Source organism: Natrinema gelatinilyticum (genome assembly GCF_024266705.1).
Classification (GTDB): domain Archaea; phylum Halobacteriota; class Halobacteria; order Halobacteriales; family Natrialbaceae; genus Natrinema; species Natrinema gelatinilyticum.
The window spans coordinates 332,981-354,795 of the sequence record NZ_CP100756.1; the positions used below are offsets into that span (position 1 = coordinate 332,981).

Here is a 21,815-nt window from a genome sequence, read left to right on the forward strand (position 1 = left end):
CGGTTCGAGGGCGATATCCGGCAGTATCCACTTTGTCGGACAATCGGTCATCGTTCCATCGGCGACTTCGACCACGGACCGGGCCGTGATGCGACGCGGATCGGACGATTGTTATGGTAGTTCGCCAACCGCCGATAAAATAAAGACGAGGCTCCCCATAGGGTCCGGTGAAGGAATGGCACGCGATACCGAGGTCCTCGTGCTCGGCGGCGGCTCGACCGGTTGTGGCATCGCCCGCGATCTGGCGATGCGCGGCCTCGAGGTGACACTCGTCGAGCGAGGCACCCTCACAGATGGGACAACCGGTCGGATGCACGGCCTTCTCCACAGCGGCGGTCGGTACGCCGTGTCCGACCGGGCCAGCGCGACTGAGTGTATCGAAGAAAACGAGATTCTCCGGGAGATTGCCGGCCACTGCGTCGAGATGACTGGCGGCCTCTTCGTCCAGCGCCCCGAGGACCCGGACGACTACTTCCGGGAGAAACTCGAGGGCTGCAAGGCCTGCGGGATCCCCGCCCGCGTCCTCTCGGGCACGGAGGCTCGGGAGATCGAACCCTATCTGGCCGCGGACGTGAAACGGGCGATCGAGGTCCCGGACGGCGCGGTCGATCCGTTTCGGCTCTGCGTCGCGAACGCGATCGACGCCGAATCCCACGGCGCACGCATCGAGACCCACGCCGAAGTAATCGATCTCTTGCGCGACGGCGACGATATCTACGGCGTCGAGGTCCGATACAGGTCGGGCCCCGGAATGCGCGCGAGCGAGGCGACCGGTACGACTGAGGAGATCACCGCCGAGTACGTGGTCAACGCGACCGGCGCGTGGGCCGGCCAGATCGGCGCGATGGCCGACCTCAATATCGAGGTTAGGCCCTCCAAGGGCGTGATGACGATCATGAACGTCCGACAGGTCGACACGGTCATCAATCGCTGCCGGCCGAAGGGAGACGCCGACATCGTCGTCCCCCACGAGACGACGGCGATCCTCGGAACGACCGACGAGGAGGTCTCGGATCCGGACGACTACCCCGAAAAGCGATGGGAAGTGGATCAGATGATCGATACCCTCTCGGAACTCGTCCCGATCCTCGCAGAGGCGAGAACCATCCGTTCGTTCTGGGGCGTGCGCCCGCTGTACGAGCCGCCGAGTACCGGGACCACGGACCCGACCGACATCACGCGGGATTTCTTTCTGCTGGATCACGCCGACCGCGACGGCGTGTCGGGGATGTCGAGCATCGTCGGTGGTAAGTTCACGACCTACCGGGCGATGGCCGAGGAGATTTCGGATCACGTCTGTGAGGCGCTCGGCGTGTCCGTACCCTGTGCGACGGCCGACGACCCCCTGCCGGGAAGCGAGAACCTCGAGGTCCTCGAGCGGGGGATGGACGACTTCGGCCTGCGGTCGCCGATCGTTCGCCGGAGCACGCAACGGCTGGGGAGTCGATCGCGCGAGGTCCTCGACACCGACGAGCCGAACCCCGTGGTCTGCGAGTGCGAAGGCGTCACGCGCGCGGAGATTCGGGACGCCGTTTCACAGTCGGGATCTGACCTCAACGCGGTCCGCATCCGCACGAGAGCCTCGATGGGCAACTGCCAGGGCGGATTCTGCTGTGGACCAATGGCCAACGAGCTTCATCCCACGCACGACGAGGAGACAGTCCACAATGCCCTCGACGAACTGTTTCAGGAACGCTGGAAAGGACAGCGCCACGCGCTGTGGGGCGAACAGCTCTCACAGGCGATGCTCAACTACGCGCTTCACGCGACGACGATGAACCGCGATCGCGATCCGGCGAGCGAGACGGAGGAGATCGATTTCGCGGACTTCGACGACGGCGGCGCCGAGCGAAATCGGATCGACCCCTCCGGGAGGACTCCCTGAATGGCGATCGAAGACGACGTCCTCGTCATCGGCGGCGGACTCGCTGGCGCGACCGCCGCGCTCGCTGCGGCGGGCCGGGGCGATCGAGTCCGACTCGTATCGGCCAAACAGAGCACACTCCGACACGCGAGCGGCCTCATCGACGTGCTGGGGTACACACCTGCCGGCGACGGCCCGCTCGTGGAGCCGTTCGCCGCGCTCTCCGATCTCCCCCAGGGTCACCCGTACCAGCGCGTGGGGCCGGACGCGGTCCGTGAGTCCCTCGCTTTTTTCGATTCGATCGCGGGCGAAGCCTACGCGGGATCGGGAACGGATTCGAACGCGCTCGTGATGACCTACGGCGGAACCGTCAAGCCGACCGTGAGGTACCCGGTCTCGACCGCGGCTGGGCTCGCGAGCGACGACCGCGACACGCTGCTCGTCGGCTTCGAGACGCTGCCGGATTTCGACGCACCGCTTTCGGCAGCCCACCTCGAATCCACCGGCGTCCCCTTCGCAGTCCGCGGCGTTACCGTCCAGTTCCCCGGTCTCGCCCGTGACGACGCGAAGCTCACGCGCTATGCACACCTGCTCGATCGCGACGAACGAGTGTGTGCGGTGGGCGATTCCGGCGCGCGCGAGGCGCTGGCCGCGGCGGTCGAACCACACGTCGAGGGTACGTCTCGCGTCGGCTTCCCGGCGATCCTCGGGGACGAACGCGCGGACGAGGTCAGGGCCGACCTCGCGGACCGACTCGGCGCCGATGTCTTCGAGGTCCCGATGGGTCCGCCGAGCCTGCCCGGAACGCGACTCGAGGATCTGCTCTACGATGCGCTCGAGGACGCCGGCGTCCGGGTGACGACCGGTGTGCCGGTGGTCGACTACGAACCCAACGCTGAGGGGGAAAAACGAGTCGACCACGTCATCGTGGATCGCAACGGAACCAAAATCCCCCATCGCGCGGACCAGTACGTGCTCGCGACGGGCGGACTGGTCGGAAAGGGCATCCGATCGGAGCGCGAACGGGTCTTCGAGCCGATCTTCGACTGCCACGTCCCGCATCCGTCGGACCGCTACGACTGGTTCGTCGACGACGCATTCGGCGACCAGCCGTACGCAAAATTCGGCCTCCCAGTCGATCGTGACCTCCGCCCGCTCGACGCGACCGGCAACCCGGAATTTTCGAACCTTCGCGCGGCGGGTGCGATCGTGGGCGGCTACGACTTCGCGGCCGAGAAATCCGGGGCCGGCGTCTCGCTCGCGACCGGCTACGTTGCCGGCCATAGCGCCGGCGCGGAGGTGAGCGACCGATGACAGACCCGACCGAACCGCCAAAACCGATGGACGAACTGCCGAAATCGATCGCGGAATCGAACGACGATATGAACCGACGACGACAGACCGTACCGGCCGACTCGAGGGACAGCAAGCGACTGATCCAGGTGATTCGATGAGCGATGCAGAACGGCCGACCGATGGCGGCGCGACGGACGAGTTCGAACCGATTCAGGTCTTTTCGGAGGCCGAGGAGATGGACCTCCGTCCAGGCGCGGACAACTGCTACAAGTGCTCGACCTGCGACACCAACTGCCCCGTCGCCGAAGTCGACGACGAGTTCCCAGGACCGAAGTTTCAGGGCCCCGAACAGTGGCGACTCAAACGCAAGGACGACCACGACGTCGACGATTCGGTGATGAAGTGCTCGAACTGTATGCGCTGCGATAGCGCCTGTCCGTCCGACGTCCCGCTCTCGCAGATGCACAACACCGCTCGAGGGGAGTACGTCGACGAACAGATGGACACGTTTTCCAGGGAGTACGTTCGAAACCGAATCCTGGCGAACTACCGGCGACTCGCACCGCTCGGATCGATGTTCCCCCGAACGACGAACTTCGTGATGAGCCTATCCGCGACGCAGTGGCTCGGCGAGAAACTGCTCGGGATCACGAGTGAACGAGAGTTTCCCTCGTTTGCAACCGAGACGTTTCGAGAGTGGTGGGAAAAGCGAGGTGGCACCGCCACCTCGAGGAAGCGAGCGCGGGAGGCGCGAGAAAAGCGAGGCGGCGCACAGCGCCGAAACGATACGACGCGGATCGCCTACTTCCACGGCTGCTATTCGAACTACAACACGCCCGAGGTGGCGAAGTCGCTGGTCCGGGTCTACGAATACTTCGGCTACGAGGTCGTGGTTCCCGATCAACACTGCTCGGGAACACCGATGTTTGCCAATGGGATGCTCGACGACGCTCGGCGCTCGGCCGAGACCAACGTCCGCGAACTCGCCGCGGCCATCGAGGAGGGCGCTGACATCGTCGCCTCCTGCAGTTCGTGTTCGATGTCGCTTCGCCAGGAGTATCCGGAACTGTTCGACCTGGCAGGAATCGACGACGTCGCCGCGAACACCTGGGACGCCGTCGAGTATCTCCGGGTCCACGAGGACCTCGAGGCCGAACTCGAGGGAACGACCGTCGAGGAGGACCTGTCGTTTGCCTACCACGCGCCCTGTCACGCCAGGAATCAGGGCCTCGACGGCCAGACGATCGAACTGCTTTCCCGCATCGACGGCGTCGAGGCCCACGACGTCGGGGACTCCTGCTCGGGTATTTCCGGTACGTACGGCTGGAAGGCCGAGAATTACGACACGTCCATGAAAATCGGCGCAGAAATGTTCGAGCACATGGCCGACGCGAACGCCGACACCGGACTCACGGAGTGTCCGACCTGCTCGATGCAGATGGAACACGGAACTGGCTACGAGATAACGCACACGCTCGAGGTTTTCGACGCGGCGCTCGTCGGGACGAAAACGGAGGGCCGCATTCAGTAATGGACCTCGGGGAGCGAATCGCTCGACGGCGATTGGCCCGGCAGAACGGCCGCCTCATCGTCGACCGGGACCAACTCAGCCCGGTCGTCCATCGACCGGAACCGGTCGGACGCGGCCCCGTTCTCGAGCAGTTACTGGACGCACTCGAACCCGTCTTCGACGGCGAGTTACCCCAGCCAGTCGCCGTCGTGGGCCCGGCCGGGTCGGGGACGTCCGCCATCGTGACCGCGCTGTTCGATGCGTTGAACGACCAGTTCGGTGGCTCGAATCGAGCGATCGGCACGACGACGCGCGCCGGAAGCGCCGACCCGGTGACGTGGTTCGTCGTCGTCGACGGCCGACAGGTCGAGAGTCCGTTCGCCTTCTACCGGGCTGTTCTCGACGGGATTTCGAGCGATCGAATCCCGGAGAGCGGTGTCGGCACCGACGAACTGCGCGAGCGCCTCTGTAACAGGTTCGCTCGCCCGGACCGGCGCGCGGTCGTCGCGATCGACCACCACGACGAGCCCGAAACGCTCGGGGCGGATCGCGTCCGGGAGCTGCTGGCTCCAGTAGCTGAAAGCGTCTCCACCGTCACTGTCGGGCAGCGCGAACCGGCCAACCACCGGGGTACGACAGTCACCGTTCCGGCCTACCGCAACCACGAACTCGTCGACGTGATCACCGACCGCGAATCGAACGGACTCGCCGCCGGCGCGCTCGATCACGGTGCCGTCCGGGAACTTGCCGCCTGGGCGAACGGAAACGCCCACGACGCGCTTGCGGCGTTGTTCGGTGCCGCGATCCTGGCGACCGAGGACGGTGCGGATCGGATCGAACCCGTTCATCTCGAGGCGGCCCGGGCCGACGTTCCCACGGACGGCGTTCACGTCGGACGGCCGCTCACGTTGCCCGAGACTCGCCAGCGGGTGCTGGTCACGCTCAGCGGAATCGACGCCGCGAACCGACCGATTCGCGAGATTGCGACCGCCATCGCGGATCGGTCGTCGCTCACCGCCGGAACGGTCAAGCGCTTCCTGTACGAACTCGCGGACGAAGGCATCATCGAGCGGGTGCCGCTGCCGACGGACAGAACTGGTGGTCGCCAGCCGAGTACGGTCGAACTGCGGTTTCCGACGACCGCGTTTCGGTCGCTTGCGGCGACGGCAGTCACCGACGGCGATGGGTGAACCTAACCGTTTCATACGATACTTTTTGAGCATGCGGCCGAATGGTGTCGCTATCAGCGGGTGACCTATGACGATCGCGTTTACGGAAACAACCGACCCGACCGGGATCGAGGTATACGATTCGATCGAGCAACGCCGTCTGCAAATCGGAGCCTCGGGGACGGTATCGTTCGATTCCATCGATCCGGAGCAGTTTTGCTTCCCGGTCGACCGAACCTGCCGGCTCGAGACCGACTGCCTCTCGTTCAGTCAATTGTACTCGGTCACCGTCCACGACGAGACCGGGCGAACGGAAGCGAACTTCGACGCCGGCGAAACGACCCGGCTCGAGGACCGCCCCCAGTTCGTTGGCCTGAGCGGCCCGATCAAGCTCTACTGCCGAATCGACGCACCCGGAACGATTGACATCGGACTGACGTCGATCCAGATACGTACCGATCGGGAGACAGCGATCGAACTCGGCGCGCGGTCACCGCACGACCAGCCGGTGGGGACGATAACCACACCCCCCGATATCGAATCCGTCATGGAGGCCGTCGCCGCGCTCCCGTCGGCGCTGAAGACGGACACGGCAGAGCGGACGTGGCCGACCCTGCGCGGCCATCCACCGTTGATCGAACTCGGTGAACAGTTTGACGTTCCGGACCCCGTCGACCTCCCAGACGGCGATATCACGCTCACGATTCCGTCGGAGTTCTCATCACTCTACCAAACTGCACCGCTCGCGTTCTTCCTGGGAGCGACGATCCGTCCGGGGAGCGAACCGATGCTCGAGACGTCGCAGTTCGACTATTCGCTCTCGACCGACCGCTCGTTCGAAGACGAGATCGCGACCCTCCTGAAGCGGTTCTTCTTGCTCGATTGTCTTACTCGAACGGAGGGTGTCTTCCAGTACGAACTTCTTGAACGGACTGCACTGGAAGAGGACCTGCCGTTCGACCTCGCGGAGACGTACGACCTGTCACTCCCCCGGCGCCTCGAGCAGTACCTCGAGGTCCCCTTCGATGTGGTCGAACCGCACGTCCCGCGATGGCCGTTGACCGCCCACGTTCCGTCGACGCCGGAGAGCGCCACGTTCCTCCCGTTCATCGTCAACGAACTCGGAATCGTCCGCGACACCACCGGTCGGCCGCCCGAGTCGATCCCGCAACCCGAGACCCCGAATTCGGGGCTGGTCCGCACCATGTCGACGGTTCCCTCGACGACGGTTCGCTCGACGACGGTTCGCTCCACCTCGTCGCTGCGAGACGAGTCGACGTTCGTCGTCCCCTCGGTGACGGACGAATCCGTCGAACACGCGTGGTTCGGCGACGGCATTCCACAACGGGCCTCGAAAGCGACGCTCGAGGCGTATCGCAATCAACTGGACAACCGGGATCGAAGTTCTTCGATCGAGATCCTGCTCGTGTGCAACGACGCCCGGATGATCGACGAACACGACCTCCTCGACGGAACCTACGGCAATCGGGACGCGCTTCCGTTCGAAATCCACTCCGAGTTCGGGGTCGAAGCAGAGCGCCTGGCTGATCTCCTCACCGGCGGCGGCTTCGATTTCTTCCACTACATCGGCCACGCGACCGAAGACGGTATCCGCTGTTCCGACGGCGATCTAGACGTCCGCGAACTCGAGTCGGTCGACCTCGGCGTCTTCTTCCTCAATGCCTGCCGGTCGTACGAGCAGGGACTCGCACTCACGCGGCGAGGCGCGTTCGGCGGCGTCAGCACGTACGCAGACGTCATCAACGAACACGCCGTCACGGCCGGCGAAACCATGGCCAGATTGCTCAACCGCGGTTTCCCGCTCCGCGCGGCACTCGAAATCGCTCGTACGAACGTCGGACTCGGCGATCAGTATCTGATCGTCGGCGACGGATCGGCGGACATTGCGCAGTCGGACGGCGGGGCCCCGATGGTCGTCGAACTCGAGCGGAACGGGGCCGATTCGTTCGACTTCGCCGTCCAATCGTATTCGACGAAGGAATTCAAACTCGGGACGGCCACGGAGTCGACGCTCCCGTCGGTCGCGGATCGCCACCTCAGTCCCGGCCAGACCTCGTACTCTTCGGCCGACAGCGACGACGTTCGGGATTACCTCATCTGGAACGAGACGCCGGTCCGCATTGACGGCGAACTACAGTGGAACGACGGCATCGGCTCGCCGGTCTTCGAGTAGCCAATTTCCGCAGAACAAAGAGTCGCGTTGTCTCGGTTCGGTGTCGTTGCGAGCGTCTGGTTTATTGTACCGATAACTTTACGGTCCGATCTGCGAGGAACTCCCTGCGGCGACGGATCCGGCCTGACTGAGCAGGACGAACAGGGTGAACAGGGCGCCGATCATTCGTGGGTGCTTTGCGAGGTAGTCTTGCATGTTGTCTTTCGCGGACATTGCATTCCAACGGTTGGCGCCTGTGGTAATAAATTTTTCTAATATTTACCTATATGAATTATTATGATTCAAAGAAGGAAAAGACCGTAGTGTCAGCCCGTCCGCGAATCGGCCGTCTCGACGGCCTCGGCTGGGACGCCGGGCCCGAATTCGATGACGTCTACCGACGGCCGTGCCATGTCGCCAGTCTCCGTCGCGGAGCCGGTCCTGGCTCACACGGAACCGCTCGAGCCCCAACCGACCTCGTTGACGGTGACGAATCGTCAAGCCCGGGCACCGTTACGACGGGTTGGCGATCCGCGTGTACGCGAGTGAAACCGTAGGAACTGGACCGCCGCGAGTCCACTGTTTACCTCGCGTGAACCTACCGTAAGCAGTCACTTTATGCTATTCATCATTCTCATACTGTATACTTCTTTGAATCCTGCGCTCTCTGCACGCCATACGCGTGATGCTAGTGTCAGACTACTTGCCTGGTTCGACTAACACCGGACCAGGCACGCACATCATCACGGTAAATCGACTTGACCTTGCGTTCAAGTTTGTCCGTGTCGAGTGATTCACTCATTGGTGTGTACCCATTAGTCGTCGCCCGCCACCGGGGTGGGGGCATTGATAGTCATCTCGACGTCCTGTCCGAGCGAGACGAGCGTGTAGACGGGTGCTCGCTGTGTCCATTCGTCGATCTGGTCTTCGTCGAGGTCAGCGCCCTCGATTTCGATTTCGGCGGTGACGTTCTCGAAGACCACGTCGGCTTCGGTGAGATCCGCGAGGCTAAAGAGCACAGTGGGATCGAAATCGGACCGGACGTGCGTCTGGAGGTGTTCGATATCGACGCCGTGTGCGACGGCATTGATGCTGATGCCGACGTTAATGCAGGCGGCTAGCGCGGAGAGCGCGGCCTCGATCGGTTCCAGCCGATCGGTCCCGCCGATCTATCCGCTTGCATCCAACACTTCTTTCGACGCTCCATACGGAATCGTGTACTCGCGGGTTTCGCGCGCGACAGTCTCGCCGCCGAGTTCGTAGCTATCCACCTTCGCCAGACTGTAGATACACGTCCCTTCGTAGGTCGCGGACGCCCCGAGACCGAGTTGAACTTCTTCGGGATGTTCTGCCGCGTGGTTGGCGAACGTTTCGAGTGTTTCGAGGTCTACACCGTGTGTGATTTGCTGGTCATCAGTCATGGTTTTGTGTCGCCTTTCGGCTAACCGCAGTAAGATAACGGGGATATTGTAGCTACTCAGTGGGATGTTGGCGGTCACTGCCAGCTGTGCAGCTACTGATCGGGAGTTACCAGAGGCTACCGGGAACTGGCTGAAATGTCGATCGTACAACTAGTCATCAGCAGTCAGGAAAGCGTTGCGGGAAAGAGCCGACCAGCCTGTTCGAAACTCCGCTCATACTGCTGGGATAGTCACTCCACGATGGATTCGGTGGTGGGTGGTCGCGCCTCCCCTTCGAAGGAGGCATACATCGATTCCGCCCACTCGTGGACCGACGGTACGTCGGTATCGATCAACGCCTGGACCGTCCCGCTGTCCTGCTTGTACCAGCTGATGACGACCTTGTCATCGAGAAGACCAATTCCGTACGAAGGGAGTTCGTCGTGCTCTAGAACCGTGAAATTATCCCGATTCACCATTTCTGAACTGCGCTCCGGATACGTCGAAAAAAAGTACGTGTGACAGCTTGGACGATCGATCAACGTTATGTCCACTTCGTCCTGTATCAGTCGAAAGAGAACCTCCATACAGGGCTCCATCAAGGCGACCTCGGGATGAAGAAATCGGAACGTATTCGTCTTCTGGAGAAGCGATTTGAATCGGTTCACCGGGCAGTACGGCGAATCGGGTTCAGCAACGGTTACGGTCATCTCTGACCACGTTTCGATCGTGAATCCGCTAACCTCGTCAGGGAGCCAGTGCCAGACTTCACGCAACTTCCGCTCGGCTTCGACGAGATCGATCAAATCGTCCATCCCGGACGCGATTGCCTCTCCCAGCCGCGTTGCCACATACTGGTATCCCTCCATACGGATCCAGGTACGGTCTTCGAATTCCCGCAGCGTCCGTCGAATCGTAGACGTCGATACCCCGGTTAGTTCACAGAGTTCAGCGCGACTCCGGGGACGGTCCGTCAGCGCGTTGAGCGTCTCGACGCGGTGCTCGGATCGCGCGAGATATGCGATGTCTCCGACCGGAGAATCCATGGGACTCGGTCGTATGCCATCTGGCACCATGATATAACTACATACGCCCCCACAATAACAATTTCCTCAGCCAAAACTAACGCTTTGAGCCGGAAACAAGGTCGAGATGGAGACATCATTCCGCAAGTCTCGAGAGTCAGTTAGCCGACTTCGCCGAAACCCGTCCCTGTATAAGTCCTGCCCGTGTATGCATGCGATCTGAGAGGAGGGACGCCCGCTTTGTCGACCGAAAGGTCGTTCTCGGATGCGCTCAGCGCGCCGGTTCTGCCGCGACCGATGTGAGCGCGGCCGCGGTCTCGTTGTCCGACGAGTTCGTGCTGCCCGAATCGGTTCCGGCGTCGGTCTCGTTGCCGCTGGTCCCGTCGCCGTCCGTTTCGTTCCCGTCCGTCACGTCGTCCGGAGGCGACTCGACTCGTTCGAGGGCGACGTCCACGGGCTCTCCCTCGACCACTGCGGTCTCGGGGACGGCCGTCTGGCCGCTGTAGTAGGTCGGTTCACCACCGCCGGTATCGACCACGGTAGTAGTGTAATTACCGGTCGCCTCGACGCTGCTGTTCGTGTAGCCGTCGTCGACGCCGAGTTCGTCGTTGGTCGCGTACGGGACCGTCACCTCGAACGTGCCGTCCGACGCAAGGTCCGCTTGCTGTCTGTACGTGAACGTGCGGCCCGTGTCAGTCTCGAGTTCGACTGCGACCACGGCCGTCGCGTTGTCGGTATCGATCCCGTCGGCACCGTCGACGCTGCCGGTGATCGTCGCACCTTCGACGCGCTCGAAGGTTTTCACCGACGAGACGACGTACGCGTCCCACATCGGCGTGCGGAGGCCCTGGTACACTTGGTTGTTATCGCGCGCCTGCGCGAGCCCGTCCGCAATCGTCGCCGTCTGATCGTCCCACCCGGATCCGCGAAGCTGCAGTGAGTAGTGGGGCTGCGCCTGCCCTCTAATGCCCATACTGCCGACGATCGCGTACTTATCGTTCTCGTGAACCAACCGGTAGTGTTCCATCCCGGTCGCATCTTCGAGGTACAGGGACGAAATCATCGTGTTGTCGTAGTTCTCGTTCGGACTCGGTAGCGGTTGCGTCTGGTTCTCTCCGACCTGGAATTGCTCGTTCCCGTAGTAGTGGCTGTAGTTGGGACCGGTCCACGCCGTGATCGGGCTGAACTTCTGTGCGGCCATCGCGTTGTCGATCATCACGTACCGCATCTCCTCTTGCTCGTCCGAATCGTTGCCCGATACTGCCTGCCGGAGTTCCTCCGTGGACCGATCGACGACCGGCTGCCCTTCGGCGATCCCCTCGAGGATCAGCTCGGCTCGCTCTTCGGACTCTGCGGTCAGGTATGCTGAGGATGATCGAGCGTTTTGCTGGAACGGGTTCGAATGGGGAATCCGCTCGCCTTGCGTCGTTATCAGGTGGCCGTAGTCCCACCACGACATCACTCCGTAGGCGCCCTCGGGATACTCGTAGTTGCCATCACCTGGCGTATAGGTGCCATAATAGTCGAGTTGGTCTCCGTTGTTCGCACCGCCGTAGGTACCGGGCGTGGGCGTGTTCGCTTCAAGCCAGTGGGTCGACTCCTGCCAGAGCATCGCGTCTGACTGTGGCCCTGTCGCCTCTGCTTGCTCCCAGGCGGTCGCCTGAGCCAGCGGCGGAAGCAGCGGCGCGAAGAGGAGCAACACCACCAGGAAGATCACTATTACTTGGTACGTCTCGACGGACCTGAGCGTCTCGAGGCCGCTCTCGAGGTCGAGGTTAAATAGCTGGACGAGTTCCGAGACGAACGCCGCGTTGACAATTGCGACCGCGAGCACGAGGTAGTACATGAACCGCACCTGCGTCGCGGCCATGCTGATCATGAACAGCGACCAGACGATCACGAGGGTGTGTTCGGCGCGGAACTCTCGGTCGAAAAGAGGGCGGATCGCAAGGAGTGCGAGGCCCGCGACCATGGTGTAGAACGCGCTTCCGAACTCGATGAAGACGCGGTTGAAAAAGTCGTCCGGCGGCTGAGCCTCGATGATGGTGAGGTCGGTCGCCGTCCCGCCGATAGGGAGCATCCGACGGAGCGCGTTGCCAACCGTTGCGTCGAACAGACCGGGAAGAGCGAGCCACAGCACCAGCACCACCGCGGTAATGAGGCTGGCGATGGTGACAGGGTAGTACCGGCGCTCCAGGCCACGATCGTTCCACTCCCGGGCGAGCCAGGCCATGAAGACACAGCCGGCGGCCACGAGGAGGGCGAGTAGCGGCTGCAGGAAACCAAAGCTCGTTGTCGTTATGCTTGGCTGTTCGAACAGCAGTAACGTCGTAATCGCGGTGACTCCGAGGCTCACTGCACCGACGAATGCGATGTGATCCGGTGAAACACCGCGGACGTAATCGAAACAGAGCTGAACGGCGAAGTAGACACCGAAGATACCAACCAACAGGACGCCCGATGGCCAGACCCAGATATACAACGTGAGGGCGACCCCGGCGAGCGCGCTGTAGATTGCAGGTGTTCGGAGGGCGTCCCAGTCGCGGTCATCGACCAGTTCGTAGATCGGCTTCTCGCGTTCACCGACCGTGACGGCGACCATCATCGCAACGACGGCGATCGCCATGAACAGCACTTCGCCGATATGGTGGTCGAGCTGGCCGACTGTCGAGCGCGCGAGGAACTGTCCCTTCGCAACCGCGAGGATTATGATGGAGACGAGCCCTCCGAGCGTGCCACCGAGACGGCGACCCGCGTAGAAGACGGGGACCGCGACGAGTGCGGCCATAACCGGAATGGAGAGCAGCGAGACCGCATACAGGGTTTGCTGTGACGGGTCGCCAAGGCCGACGATCATCGCCACGGTGACGATGAGTTGGTCGTACAGGGTCCCGAACTGGCCGACGTAGTTGCCGGTCGGAAACCCCGTCCAGACCTCGTAGGGCATCGTGTGCGGATAGTTCTCCGCCGTCCAGTTGATCGTCCGCCAGTGGTACCACGAGTCGACACCCGCCAGGGCAGGGGTACCGTCGTCCGTGATGAATCGGTCGTACGACTGGGTCCGAACCCAGACCATGAACAGCATCACAATGCCGATTACGGGGAGGTGATACCAGTCCCGCCACGACTCGAGGACGGATGCCGCGGTTCCCTCCTCGACATGTTCGGTATCTGTACTCATTAGCAAGTACCAACTCCAAGCGAAGAATAAGCTTTATCATCTATTCGTGGTTCTCTCGTGCTCTGAAGGCCGAGAAAAAGCCGGGTACGTCCGATAATGGATACCGTCGGGGTTTTTGTGTAGCTATGCGAAGGACCCTCCATGCGAAAACTCGTTCGGCGTCTCTTCGGTGCCATAGTGGCGCTCTTGTCTTTCACAGGACTCCCCTATGCAGTCTACCTCCTCCTTGTTAAAGTATGGAACCCGCACGGATCGCCCGCCGACAAGCGTCCTGCTGAACCGGAGGTGAGCATCGTCTTACCAACGTACAACGAGGAACGGATTATCGAGAACAAACTCCACGATATTCTCTCTCTCGACTATCCGATGGAGAAGGTTGAGGTAGTGATCGTCGATTCTAGCGATGACGAGACACGTGAAATCATCCGCAATTTCTTCACGGATCGTCAATATCCCGAGCTGACATTACTCGAAGAGGACGAGCGCCGTGGACTCGCCCCTGCATTAAATGATGCATACGCTGCTGCCGAGAACGAGATGGTTGTAAAAACCGACTGTGACTCGGAAGTAGCCGCTGATGCCCTCCGTGAGGCCGCTGCGAACCTCGCCGATCCTGATATTGGTGCGGTGACAGGCCGGAACGTCGATGTTCTTGGGGGAAGCAATGTCGAAGAAGGATACCGGAACGTACAGGCGACGATCCAGACCCTCGAGTCTCATTTAGATTCAACGTTCATCTTTCATGGGCCATTTTCGGCGTTCGAGAACGACGAAATCGTTCAGATTGATCCAAACTCGATCGCCGACGATACTGAACTCGCGCTGAAGATCCGAAAGAATGGTAAGCGCGTCGTGTTCGATCCGGATGTACGATACAAGGAAGCGTCACACTCTGCATTCAGTAAGCGTCGTACACAGAAGGACCGCCGTGCGATGGGACTAATTCGGTTACTGCTTCAACAGCAAGATATGTTGGGGAATTACGGCCTGTACGGTGGTGTCGTACTGCCGTTTAACTGGTGGTTCATGCTTATCTCGCCGTTGCTTTTAGCCTCGACTATTGGTCTACTGACTCTTCTCGGCGTACTCGTTGCAGGGCCACTCGGCCTGACTGTGCCGGCGGGGGTTGGAGTGTTTACGCTGTTAGGATCGCGCGAACGGCTCGGGCTCCTACAGTCCGTGTATGCGGTGTTTGACACACAAGTATCGCTACTCTTTGCGGCGGTGAAGTTGGTACGTGGAGGTGGGTCGGCCGTGTGGGACATAGACGAGGAGCTGCGAGACGTGTACGAGTAATACTTCAGTGAACGACCAATGAAAAGAAAGGTGACATCCCATTCAGACTTCGTCAAACGACAGCTCCAGAAAAACTGCGGCGGGCTGGGCCTCGTTCGTCCGCAGCCGAGTATCACAGCACACTCAGTGAATATGGGAACTATGGGAGGCCAGTCCTGCCGTTCAACTGGTGAATCAGGATACTCTCGCCGTGGTTTGTCACGCTCGGCGTGCTGGCCGTGATTATGGTCGGAGCGGCTATCACCAGTCTCGCTGGACTCGATATCCCGGTATCACTCGCCGAGTTTGTCTGGGTAGGCCGAAACGATCTAATCGGCCTTCGGCAAGCGCACTACGCGGTCTTTGACTCGGCGGTGGCGCCCCTTCACGCCATGACCGAACGCCTTCGTGGCGAGGGCCACGGCACATGGGAGGCTACCAAGGAGTTATGGAGGACCGTTGCGTGACGGCCGACGAGCGAATTGCGGTCATCCATGATGGGTGCAAGGAGACGCCCGGTGGGGCCGCCAAGGTGAGCGTCGAACTCGCGCAGGTACTCGACGCGGATCTATACGTCGGCCGCACGGGGTGTCGGGACTGGTACGCCGAGCACGCGCCACGTGAAGTAACCGTCTATTCGCCGCGCTCGAACCGACTCCCCGCACTCCTACGGGACGCCAACGTCGCGTACCAAACCGGGAAGCTCCACCTGCCAGCGTACGATACAGTCGTTACTAGCGGCGTCCCCGCGAAGTTCTATCAGCCCGAATCGTTCCAACGTCACGTCCACTACACCCACCACCCGCCACTGTGGTACGCTCAGTGGCTCGGCCGGGACTCGCTGAACGGAATTCGGGGCAATCTCCGATACGCCACGCGAAAATTCGGAATGTACGTCGATTGGCTGGAGATGCAACGAGTCGAGACTGTACTGGCGAACAGTGAGACTACCCGGTCCCGGATTTGCCGCCACTATCGCCGGGACGCCACCGTGGTCAATCCACCAATCGCGTACTCCGACGACCCGGTCCTGTCGAGCGACGAGCGTGATGACTACTTCCTCTATGCAGGCCGACTCGGAGAGCGCAAACGTCTGGAAACGCTTATCCAGGCACTCGCACAGACCGACCAACGGCTGGTCGTCGCTGGCGATGGGCCGCTCCGGAGCAAACTGACCTCACTGGCCAATGCTCGTGGTGCCGACGTGGAGTTCCGCGGATTCGTCGACGAGGACGTACTGGAGGATCTTATGCGCTGTGCACAATGCGGCGTGTTCGTTCCCGAGGAAGAAGACTTCGGGATGGCCATCGCGGAACTGCTCTGTTGGGGTACCCCGCTCATCGTCGCCGACGAGCCGAACCCTACGTACATGGTCGGCAACACCGATGGAGTTCGAGTCGACCCAACAACGGACGCAATCGCTCAAGCGGTCGCAACGTTCGATAGAGCAGATTACGATTACACCGACATCGCCGAGCGAGCGCGCGACCGATACGGCCGGGAGCGCTTCTCCGACGAAGTACGCCACGTTCTCTTCGATGACGGTTGCGACCCGAGCGGATGGCCAAACGAATGATTTAACACCGTCACACGGAACGGACGCATACGAACTCCCGTCTCCTTCCCACTCGGAGGTCAGAATGAACGACTCGAATATCATTATCCTGTCCGGAGACAGCTTACGATACGACCGTGCGATGGACGACAACGTGATGCCCTATCTGGCCTCAACCGCCGAAACAGCCACAAACTTCCAGAATGCCGTCTCGAACGCCGGGTTTACGCCAGGATCATTTCCTTCCCTGATGGCGTCGCGATACCCGAGTAGCATCGACGGTGTGGGCATCCCCGAGGATGGTGGCGTCACCACGCTCGCCGAGGAGCTCTCGCAGGCAGGCTACGACTGCGGCGTCTGGTCGGACAACAAGTTCGTTGGGGCCGATTACAATTACGACCGCGGATACGGAACTGGACAGAGTTACGAGGACAATCTCCGGGACAACGTCCGGAAGTATGTGGACGAGGACGGACTCCTCTTCGAATTACTGGAGAAAGGCTACATGCATGTCTGGCAACGGGTCAAGAACGCGCTCACGGAATCTCACTACTACGCCACGGCCGAAGAGATAAACAAGTGGGCGAAGACGTGGCTCGCCGACAAAGATCCTGAGGAGGACTCAGTCCACCTATGGCTCCACTACATGGACAGCCACCACCCCTACGAACCGCCCGCCGACTGGATGCCCGACGGTCTCGAAGTCGTCTCCAACCGGACCGAGGCGAATAACGTCACCCGGAGGGTGTGCCAGGACGATGGTGTGGGCTGTTCTGACGCCGAGGTTCGGGATGCAGTTCGGCTCTATGACGCAGAGTGTCAGTATCTCGATAGCCAGATCGAAGCGTTCGTCGAGAACTTCCTCGAACCGAATGGATGGTTCACCGACGACGACGTACTCGTCGTGACCAGCGATCACGGCGAGATCATCGAAGAGTACGATAAGTGGGGCGAGTTCGGCCATGGCAACTTCTTCAACGAGGAGTGTACCCGAATTCCGTTGGTGATCGACGCGCCCAGCCTCGATTCGAAGACCGTCGATTCGCAGGTTTCGCTCATCGACCTCATGCCGACACTCCTCGACCTCGTGGGCGTCGAAGTCTCGGCCGACGAGTTGGTGATGGGCGAGTCGCTGATCAACGTCGTCGCCGGTGACGAACGCCGCGAGACCATCTTCTACGATGGGACACTTGGATTCCACGGCGCTCGCAGCGAGGATGGCGTAAAGCGTTTCAATACCGAGTACGTCGGCGAGGATACCTACCTCGACACCGAGTTCAAGGCGGCGCTCGACGGTGACTACGACGAGACGCTCGTCAAGGGCGGTCTGGGCCATGATAGACTAGGCGCCTTCGTCACGGAGCGACTCGACGAGTGTGCGACCCTCTCGGACGAGAGTACGGCCATCGACCCCGACAGCGTACAGGTCAAACAGCACATGAAGGACCTCGGGTACCTGAAGTAGTCGTCCCGAACGACCACGGTCATGGGGGAGACAACTATATAGTAGTCACTACGAAACCCAGCGCAACGATGACCTTTGCCGAATGGATGTCGGACACGAAACGCCGTATTAGTGAAAACGGAGGAGACGGCGTTACACGTTCGGTTCATGAACTCTACGTTGGTGCCCTCCGCCGCGTCGATAGATTTCACAACTTCGGAGTCCCGATATACGAACGCGATTGGGACCTGCTGGTGGTTCTCGACGCCTGCCGCGCTGACCTTATGGCCGAGGTTGCGGACGAGTACGATTTCGTGGATACCGAACGCACGACCTCGCTAGCCGGGGGCTCGAAGCGCTGGATGAAGCGCAACTTCGTGGAGAACCCTAACTCCAAGATTCGAAACACGGTGTACGTAACCGGAAACCCGTTCTCCGACGAAATGCTGTCCCACCAGCCATTCCGCAATATGGAGGAGGTCTGGAAGTACGCGTGGGATGAAGAGCTAAACACGGTGCCCGCGAGGGCAGTGACCGACGTGACCGTCCAACAGGCTCGCAAGTACGATCCCGACAGTCTCATCGCCCACTACATGCAGCCCCATCACCCATTCGTTCCAACCCCACTCGATTCTGGAATGAACCGCCACGACCTCAAGAATCCCGACCGCCCCGTCTGGGACAAGTTGCGCGACGGTGAGATTGACCCCCAGGCCGCGTGGGACGCCTATCGGGAGAACCTCCAGTACGTACTCGACGATGTGGAACTTCTGCTGGCGAACGTGGACGCCGACCGCGCCATCATCACCGCCGACCATGGCAACGCCTTCGGCGAGTGGGGGATGTGGGGCCACGGCGACATCCCTCTCTCGGCGGTTCGGGACGTGCCATGGTGTGTGACGACCGCAACCGACACCGGCGAACACGACCCGGACATCGTCCCCGAGCGGGACGAGGTCGCAGTGAGTGACAAACTTAGAGACCTCGGTTACCTATAATGTCGCTGCGAGATTGGCTGCGCGAGTCCACGGACGACGTTCGCGAGCGAGGGTGGGATGGCCTCGGGGAGTCGGCCTACCAATTGTACCTCGGCGCGTGGAAGCGGACCGAGTGGGTATACGACTACGGCCAGCACGTCTACGACGAGGAGTGGGACCTGCTGGTGGTTCTCGACGCCTGCCGGTACGACCTCGCCACCGAAGTCGAGGATGAGTACGACTGGCTGAGCGTCGAGTCCAGCTACTCCGTTGGCGGTGCCTCCCACGAGTGGATTCGGAAGACATTCAGTGACGGCTACCGAGACGAGGTAGCCCGGACGGCGTACGTGACCGGTAACCCCTTCTCGGACAATCTCCTCAGCGGAGCCGAGTTCGCTCTCCTCGACGAGGTGTGGGAGCGTGACTGGGACTACGAGGCGGGGACAATACGGCCGAATACGCTGACGGACCGGGCCATTCACCACCACCGCGAGCGCGACCCCGAACGGATGGTCATTCACTACATGCAACCCCACCACCCATTCGTCGCTGACCCGCTCGACGGAGGGCCAAGCAAAAACAACCCCGGCGAGCCGGGCAAGAACGTCTGGCAGCGGATTCGGGAGGGTGAGGTGGATCCAGACGCCGCGTGGGACGCCTACCGGGAGAACCTCCGATACGTCCTCGACGACGTGGAGCGACTGCTCGAAAACGTGGACGCCCCCGAGGTCGTGATTACCTCGGATCATGGGAACCTATTCGGCGAGTGGTTCCTCTACGGCCACGAGAACGGGGTCCTCGCGCCCACACTCCGACGCGTGCCGTGGTGTCGGACGAGCGCGACCGATACCGGGTCGGTCACCCCCACGTTTGACGAGAGCGAACCGACCAACGCCGACGACGAAAGCGTTCAGCAACGCCTCGCAGAACTCGGGTACCTGTGATGACAGTACACATCTTCGCCCCGCCGAGGTCACACGGCGGTGTCGGCGCGTATACTGACGACCTCCTCGCTCACGTCGACGCGGACGTGCGCAGGATACCGGTCAATCGCGAGTGGATAAATCCGCTCCGCTACCTCCGGGCCGCCATCGGCGCGAGACACGCGTCGGCGGCGCACGTCCAGTACGTATACGGGATGTTCGGACCGAAGGGAGTGTTCACGCTGTTCTTCCTGCCGCTGGTCTTTGCGTTCACTCGCGGTCCAACAATCGTGACCGTCCACGAGGTCTGGCAGCGCACGGACGCGGACGGAAGCCGACTCAAGTATGCGTACCTCCGACTCGTCCACGAAACGCTGGTCCGATCTACCGATCAGCTTTTGTTCCTCTCGGCCAACGCCGAGCGTGACTTTCTCGCTAGCGTCACAAGGGCCGACACGCGAATCATGCCTCACGGCGTCAGGACGGAGCGCAGGGACCTCTCCCCGGAAGCCGCCAAGGAGTCGTTCGGCTACGACCCCGACGACACCGTGATAACCCACCACGGATTCCTCGCCCACCGGAAGGGGTGTGATCGGTTCGTCGATCTCGCCGAAGCTATGCCTGACTACGAGTTCCTCCTCGCAGGTGGGAGTCGACGCGAGAACCTCGAAGATCGCCTCCGCGAACGCGCACTGGCTAACCTCCGGATAACGGGCGTCCTTGACGATAAAACGTTCGAAGCATCGTTCGCTGCCAGCGATCTCGCAGTACTCCCGTACCGCGACATCAATCAGAGCGGGACATTTAATCGGTGTGCGACCTACCAACTCCCGGTCGTCGGCACGCGAATTCCGTACTTCGAGCGGTTGGCGAACGAGTACGGTTGCGTCGCACTCACCGACGCCGACGACCTCGAGGAGACGGTTCGGGCAATTCTCGAAGACGATGAGCGACGACGGCGACTCGCCGAGCGGATGACCGAGTACAGAAACGAAAACTCGTTTACTGCGGTTGCAGCCGAGATGGAAGCGATGTATGACGCTTAGTGATTGGTATCAGGACACGGTAACGCGCGTGAAACAAAACGGTTTCGTCGGTATCCGAGAGTCGGCGTACCAACTGTACCTCGGTGCGCTCCGCCAGATGGACGGGATGTACGAGTACGGAACCCCCATCTTCGACCGCGAGTGGGACGTGCTCGTGATACTCGACGCCTGTCGGGCAGACATGATGCGAGACGTCGCCGACGAGTACGGTCTCGACGGGGAGGCGATTTACTCGAACGCCTCGTACTCGAAGTCGTGGATGGACCGCAACTTCGCTCCGCAGTACGACGACCAGAAGCGCCGTACCGCGTACGTTACGGGGAATCCGTTCTCGTCAGAGACGGTCCAAGACGACGAGTTCGCCGCGCTTCGGGAGGCATGGCGGTACAGCTGGGATGCCGAGATCGGCACGATCCACCCCCGGCCAATAACCGATCACGCCGTCGAGGTCTGGCGGACGGTCGCGCCCGACAGGATGATCGTCCACTATATGCAACCCCACGGCCCGTTCGTCTCGAAACCGGACCTCGCGGCTGGATTCGACGACGCAGATACGTTCGCCAACCGCGAGGAACGCGGTATCTGGGAGCGGATCCGCCACGGCGACGTGGACAAGGCGATTGTCCAAACGGCCTACCTCGATAATCTGCGGTATGTGCTTGACGAGGTCACCGAGACACTACTGAGGAGTATCGACGCTGACCACGTCGTACTCACCGCCGACCACGCCAACGCACTCGGCGAGTGGGGAATCTGGGGCCACCCTCCGAACATCCCGATCCCAGCGATACGCCGCGTCCCGTGGTACGTCACATCGGCCGCCGATGCCGGAGACTACGACCCAGACCCCCAGATGGGCGAGGCTGAGACGAACGACGAAGCGGTCGTCGAACGGCTTAGAAATCTCGGGTACGTCTGATCCGACGTACCGTGCAGTACCCTTATTGCCAACGGTCACGGGCCAAGCATCTCCAATG

The 21,815-nt window shown here is 61.4% G+C and carries 18 protein-coding genes; 13 read left to right on the forward strand and 5 right to left on the reverse strand.

What is annotated here, in order from left to right; translation table 11 throughout:
• The first annotated feature begins 175 nt into the window (after positions 1-175).
• From glpA to NJU76_RS01580, 6 genes are all read left to right on the forward strand, one after another.
• Entirely contained in the window at positions 176-1,885 is a 1,710-nt protein-coding gene (glpA, locus tag NJU76_RS01555; RefSeq protein ID WP_254531056.1) for an anaerobic glycerol-3-phosphate dehydrogenase subunit GlpA, read from the forward strand.
• Positions 1,886-3,178, forward strand: coding sequence for a glycerol-3-phosphate dehydrogenase subunit GlpB (glpB, locus tag NJU76_RS01560; protein ID WP_254531057.1), 1,293 nt, complete (start codon positions 1,886-1,888; stop codon positions 3,176-3,178).
• Entirely contained in the window at positions 3,175-3,318 is a 144-nt protein-coding gene (locus tag NJU76_RS01565; RefSeq protein ID WP_254531058.1) for a hypothetical protein, read from the forward strand. The genes glpB and NJU76_RS01565 overlap by 4 nt, the downstream gene beginning before the upstream one ends.
• On the forward strand, positions 3,315-4,691 hold the full coding sequence (locus tag NJU76_RS01570; RefSeq protein ID WP_254531059.1) for an anaerobic glycerol-3-phosphate dehydrogenase subunit C: 1,377 nt from the start codon (positions 3,315-3,317) through the stop codon (positions 4,689-4,691). The genes NJU76_RS01565 and NJU76_RS01570 overlap by 4 nt, the downstream gene beginning before the upstream one ends.
• On the forward strand, positions 4,691-5,860 hold the full coding sequence (locus NJU76_RS01575; RefSeq protein WP_254531060.1) for a Cdc6/Cdc18 family protein: 1,170 nt from the start codon (positions 4,691-4,693) through the stop codon (positions 5,858-5,860). Before NJU76_RS01570 ends, NJU76_RS01575 begins: the two co-directional genes overlap by 1 nt.
• 67 nt (positions 5,861-5,927) lie before the next feature.
• Positions 5,928-8,033 (forward strand): hypothetical protein, encoded by a 2,106-nt coding sequence (locus tag NJU76_RS01580; protein ID WP_254531061.1) that lies wholly within the window; start codon positions 5,928-5,930, stop codon positions 8,031-8,033.
• 78 nt (positions 8,034-8,111) lie between these two features.
• Here the strand turns inward: NJU76_RS01580 and NJU76_RS26490 are convergent, their stop codons facing one another.
• The 5 genes from NJU76_RS26490 to NJU76_RS01600 form a co-directional block, all read right to left on the reverse strand.
• Positions 8,112-8,246: a DUF7503 family protein gene (locus NJU76_RS26490; RefSeq protein WP_256566128.1), complete on the reverse strand. Its 135-nt coding sequence runs from the start codon at positions 8,244-8,246 to the stop codon at positions 8,112-8,114.
• 581 nt (positions 8,247-8,827) lie between these two features.
• Positions 8,828-9,181 (reverse strand): OsmC family protein, encoded by a 354-nt coding sequence (locus NJU76_RS01585; RefSeq protein WP_340681237.1) that lies wholly within the window; start codon positions 9,179-9,181, stop codon positions 8,828-8,830.
• Positions 9,182-9,433 carry a hypothetical protein gene (locus tag NJU76_RS01590; protein ID WP_254531062.1) on the reverse strand — a complete coding sequence of 84 codons (252 nt, stop codon included), beginning with the start codon at positions 9,431-9,433 and terminating at the stop codon, positions 9,182-9,184.
• A 230-nt stretch (positions 9,434-9,663) separates the two neighbouring features.
• Positions 9,664-10,458 (reverse strand): helix-turn-helix transcriptional regulator, encoded by a 795-nt coding sequence (locus NJU76_RS01595; protein ID WP_254531063.1) that lies wholly within the window; start codon positions 10,456-10,458, stop codon positions 9,664-9,666.
• A gap of 250 nt (positions 10,459-10,708) precedes the next feature.
• On the reverse strand, positions 10,709-13,618 hold the full coding sequence (locus NJU76_RS01600) for an oligosaccharyl transferase, archaeosortase A system-associated (RefSeq protein ID WP_254531064.1): 2,910 nt from the start codon (positions 13,616-13,618) through the stop codon (positions 10,709-10,711).
• Positions 13,619-13,759: 141 nt separating this feature from the next.
• Between NJU76_RS01600 and NJU76_RS01605 the strand changes: the two genes are divergently transcribed.
• The 7 genes from NJU76_RS01605 to NJU76_RS01635 all read left to right on the forward strand — a co-directional run bounded on the left by NJU76_RS01605 (position 13,760) and on the right by NJU76_RS01635 (position 21,757).
• Positions 13,760-14,914: a glycosyltransferase gene (locus NJU76_RS01605; protein ID WP_254531065.1), complete on the forward strand. Its 1,155-nt coding sequence runs from the start codon at positions 13,760-13,762 to the stop codon at positions 14,912-14,914.
• Between the two features lie 406 nt (positions 14,915-15,320).
• Entirely contained in the window at positions 15,321-16,469 is a 1,149-nt protein-coding gene (locus NJU76_RS01610; protein WP_254531066.1) for a glycosyltransferase, read from the forward strand.
• Between the two features lie 64 nt (positions 16,470-16,533).
• Positions 16,534-17,913 carry a sulfatase gene (locus NJU76_RS01615; RefSeq protein WP_254531067.1) on the forward strand — a complete coding sequence of 460 codons (1,380 nt, stop codon included), beginning with the start codon at positions 16,534-16,536 and terminating at the stop codon, positions 17,911-17,913.
• A gap of 68 nt (positions 17,914-17,981) precedes the next feature.
• Positions 17,982-18,890 (forward strand): alkaline phosphatase family protein, encoded by a 909-nt coding sequence (locus NJU76_RS01620; protein ID WP_254531068.1) that lies wholly within the window; start codon positions 17,982-17,984, stop codon positions 18,888-18,890.
• Positions 18,890-19,813: an alkaline phosphatase family protein gene (locus tag NJU76_RS01625; protein WP_254531069.1), complete on the forward strand. Its 924-nt coding sequence runs from the start codon at positions 18,890-18,892 to the stop codon at positions 19,811-19,813. The genes NJU76_RS01620 and NJU76_RS01625 overlap by 1 nt, the downstream gene beginning before the upstream one ends.
• Positions 19,813-20,838, forward strand: a complete 1,026-nt coding sequence (locus tag NJU76_RS01630) for a glycosyltransferase family 4 protein (protein WP_254531070.1) — start codon at positions 19,813-19,815, stop codon at positions 20,836-20,838. The genes NJU76_RS01625 and NJU76_RS01630 overlap by 1 nt, the downstream gene beginning before the upstream one ends.
• Positions 20,828-21,757, forward strand: coding sequence for an LTA synthase family protein (locus tag NJU76_RS01635; RefSeq protein WP_254531071.1), 930 nt, complete (start codon positions 20,828-20,830; stop codon positions 21,755-21,757). Before NJU76_RS01630 ends, NJU76_RS01635 begins: the two co-directional genes overlap by 11 nt.
• The last annotated feature ends 58 nt before the right edge of the window (positions 21,758-21,815 follow it).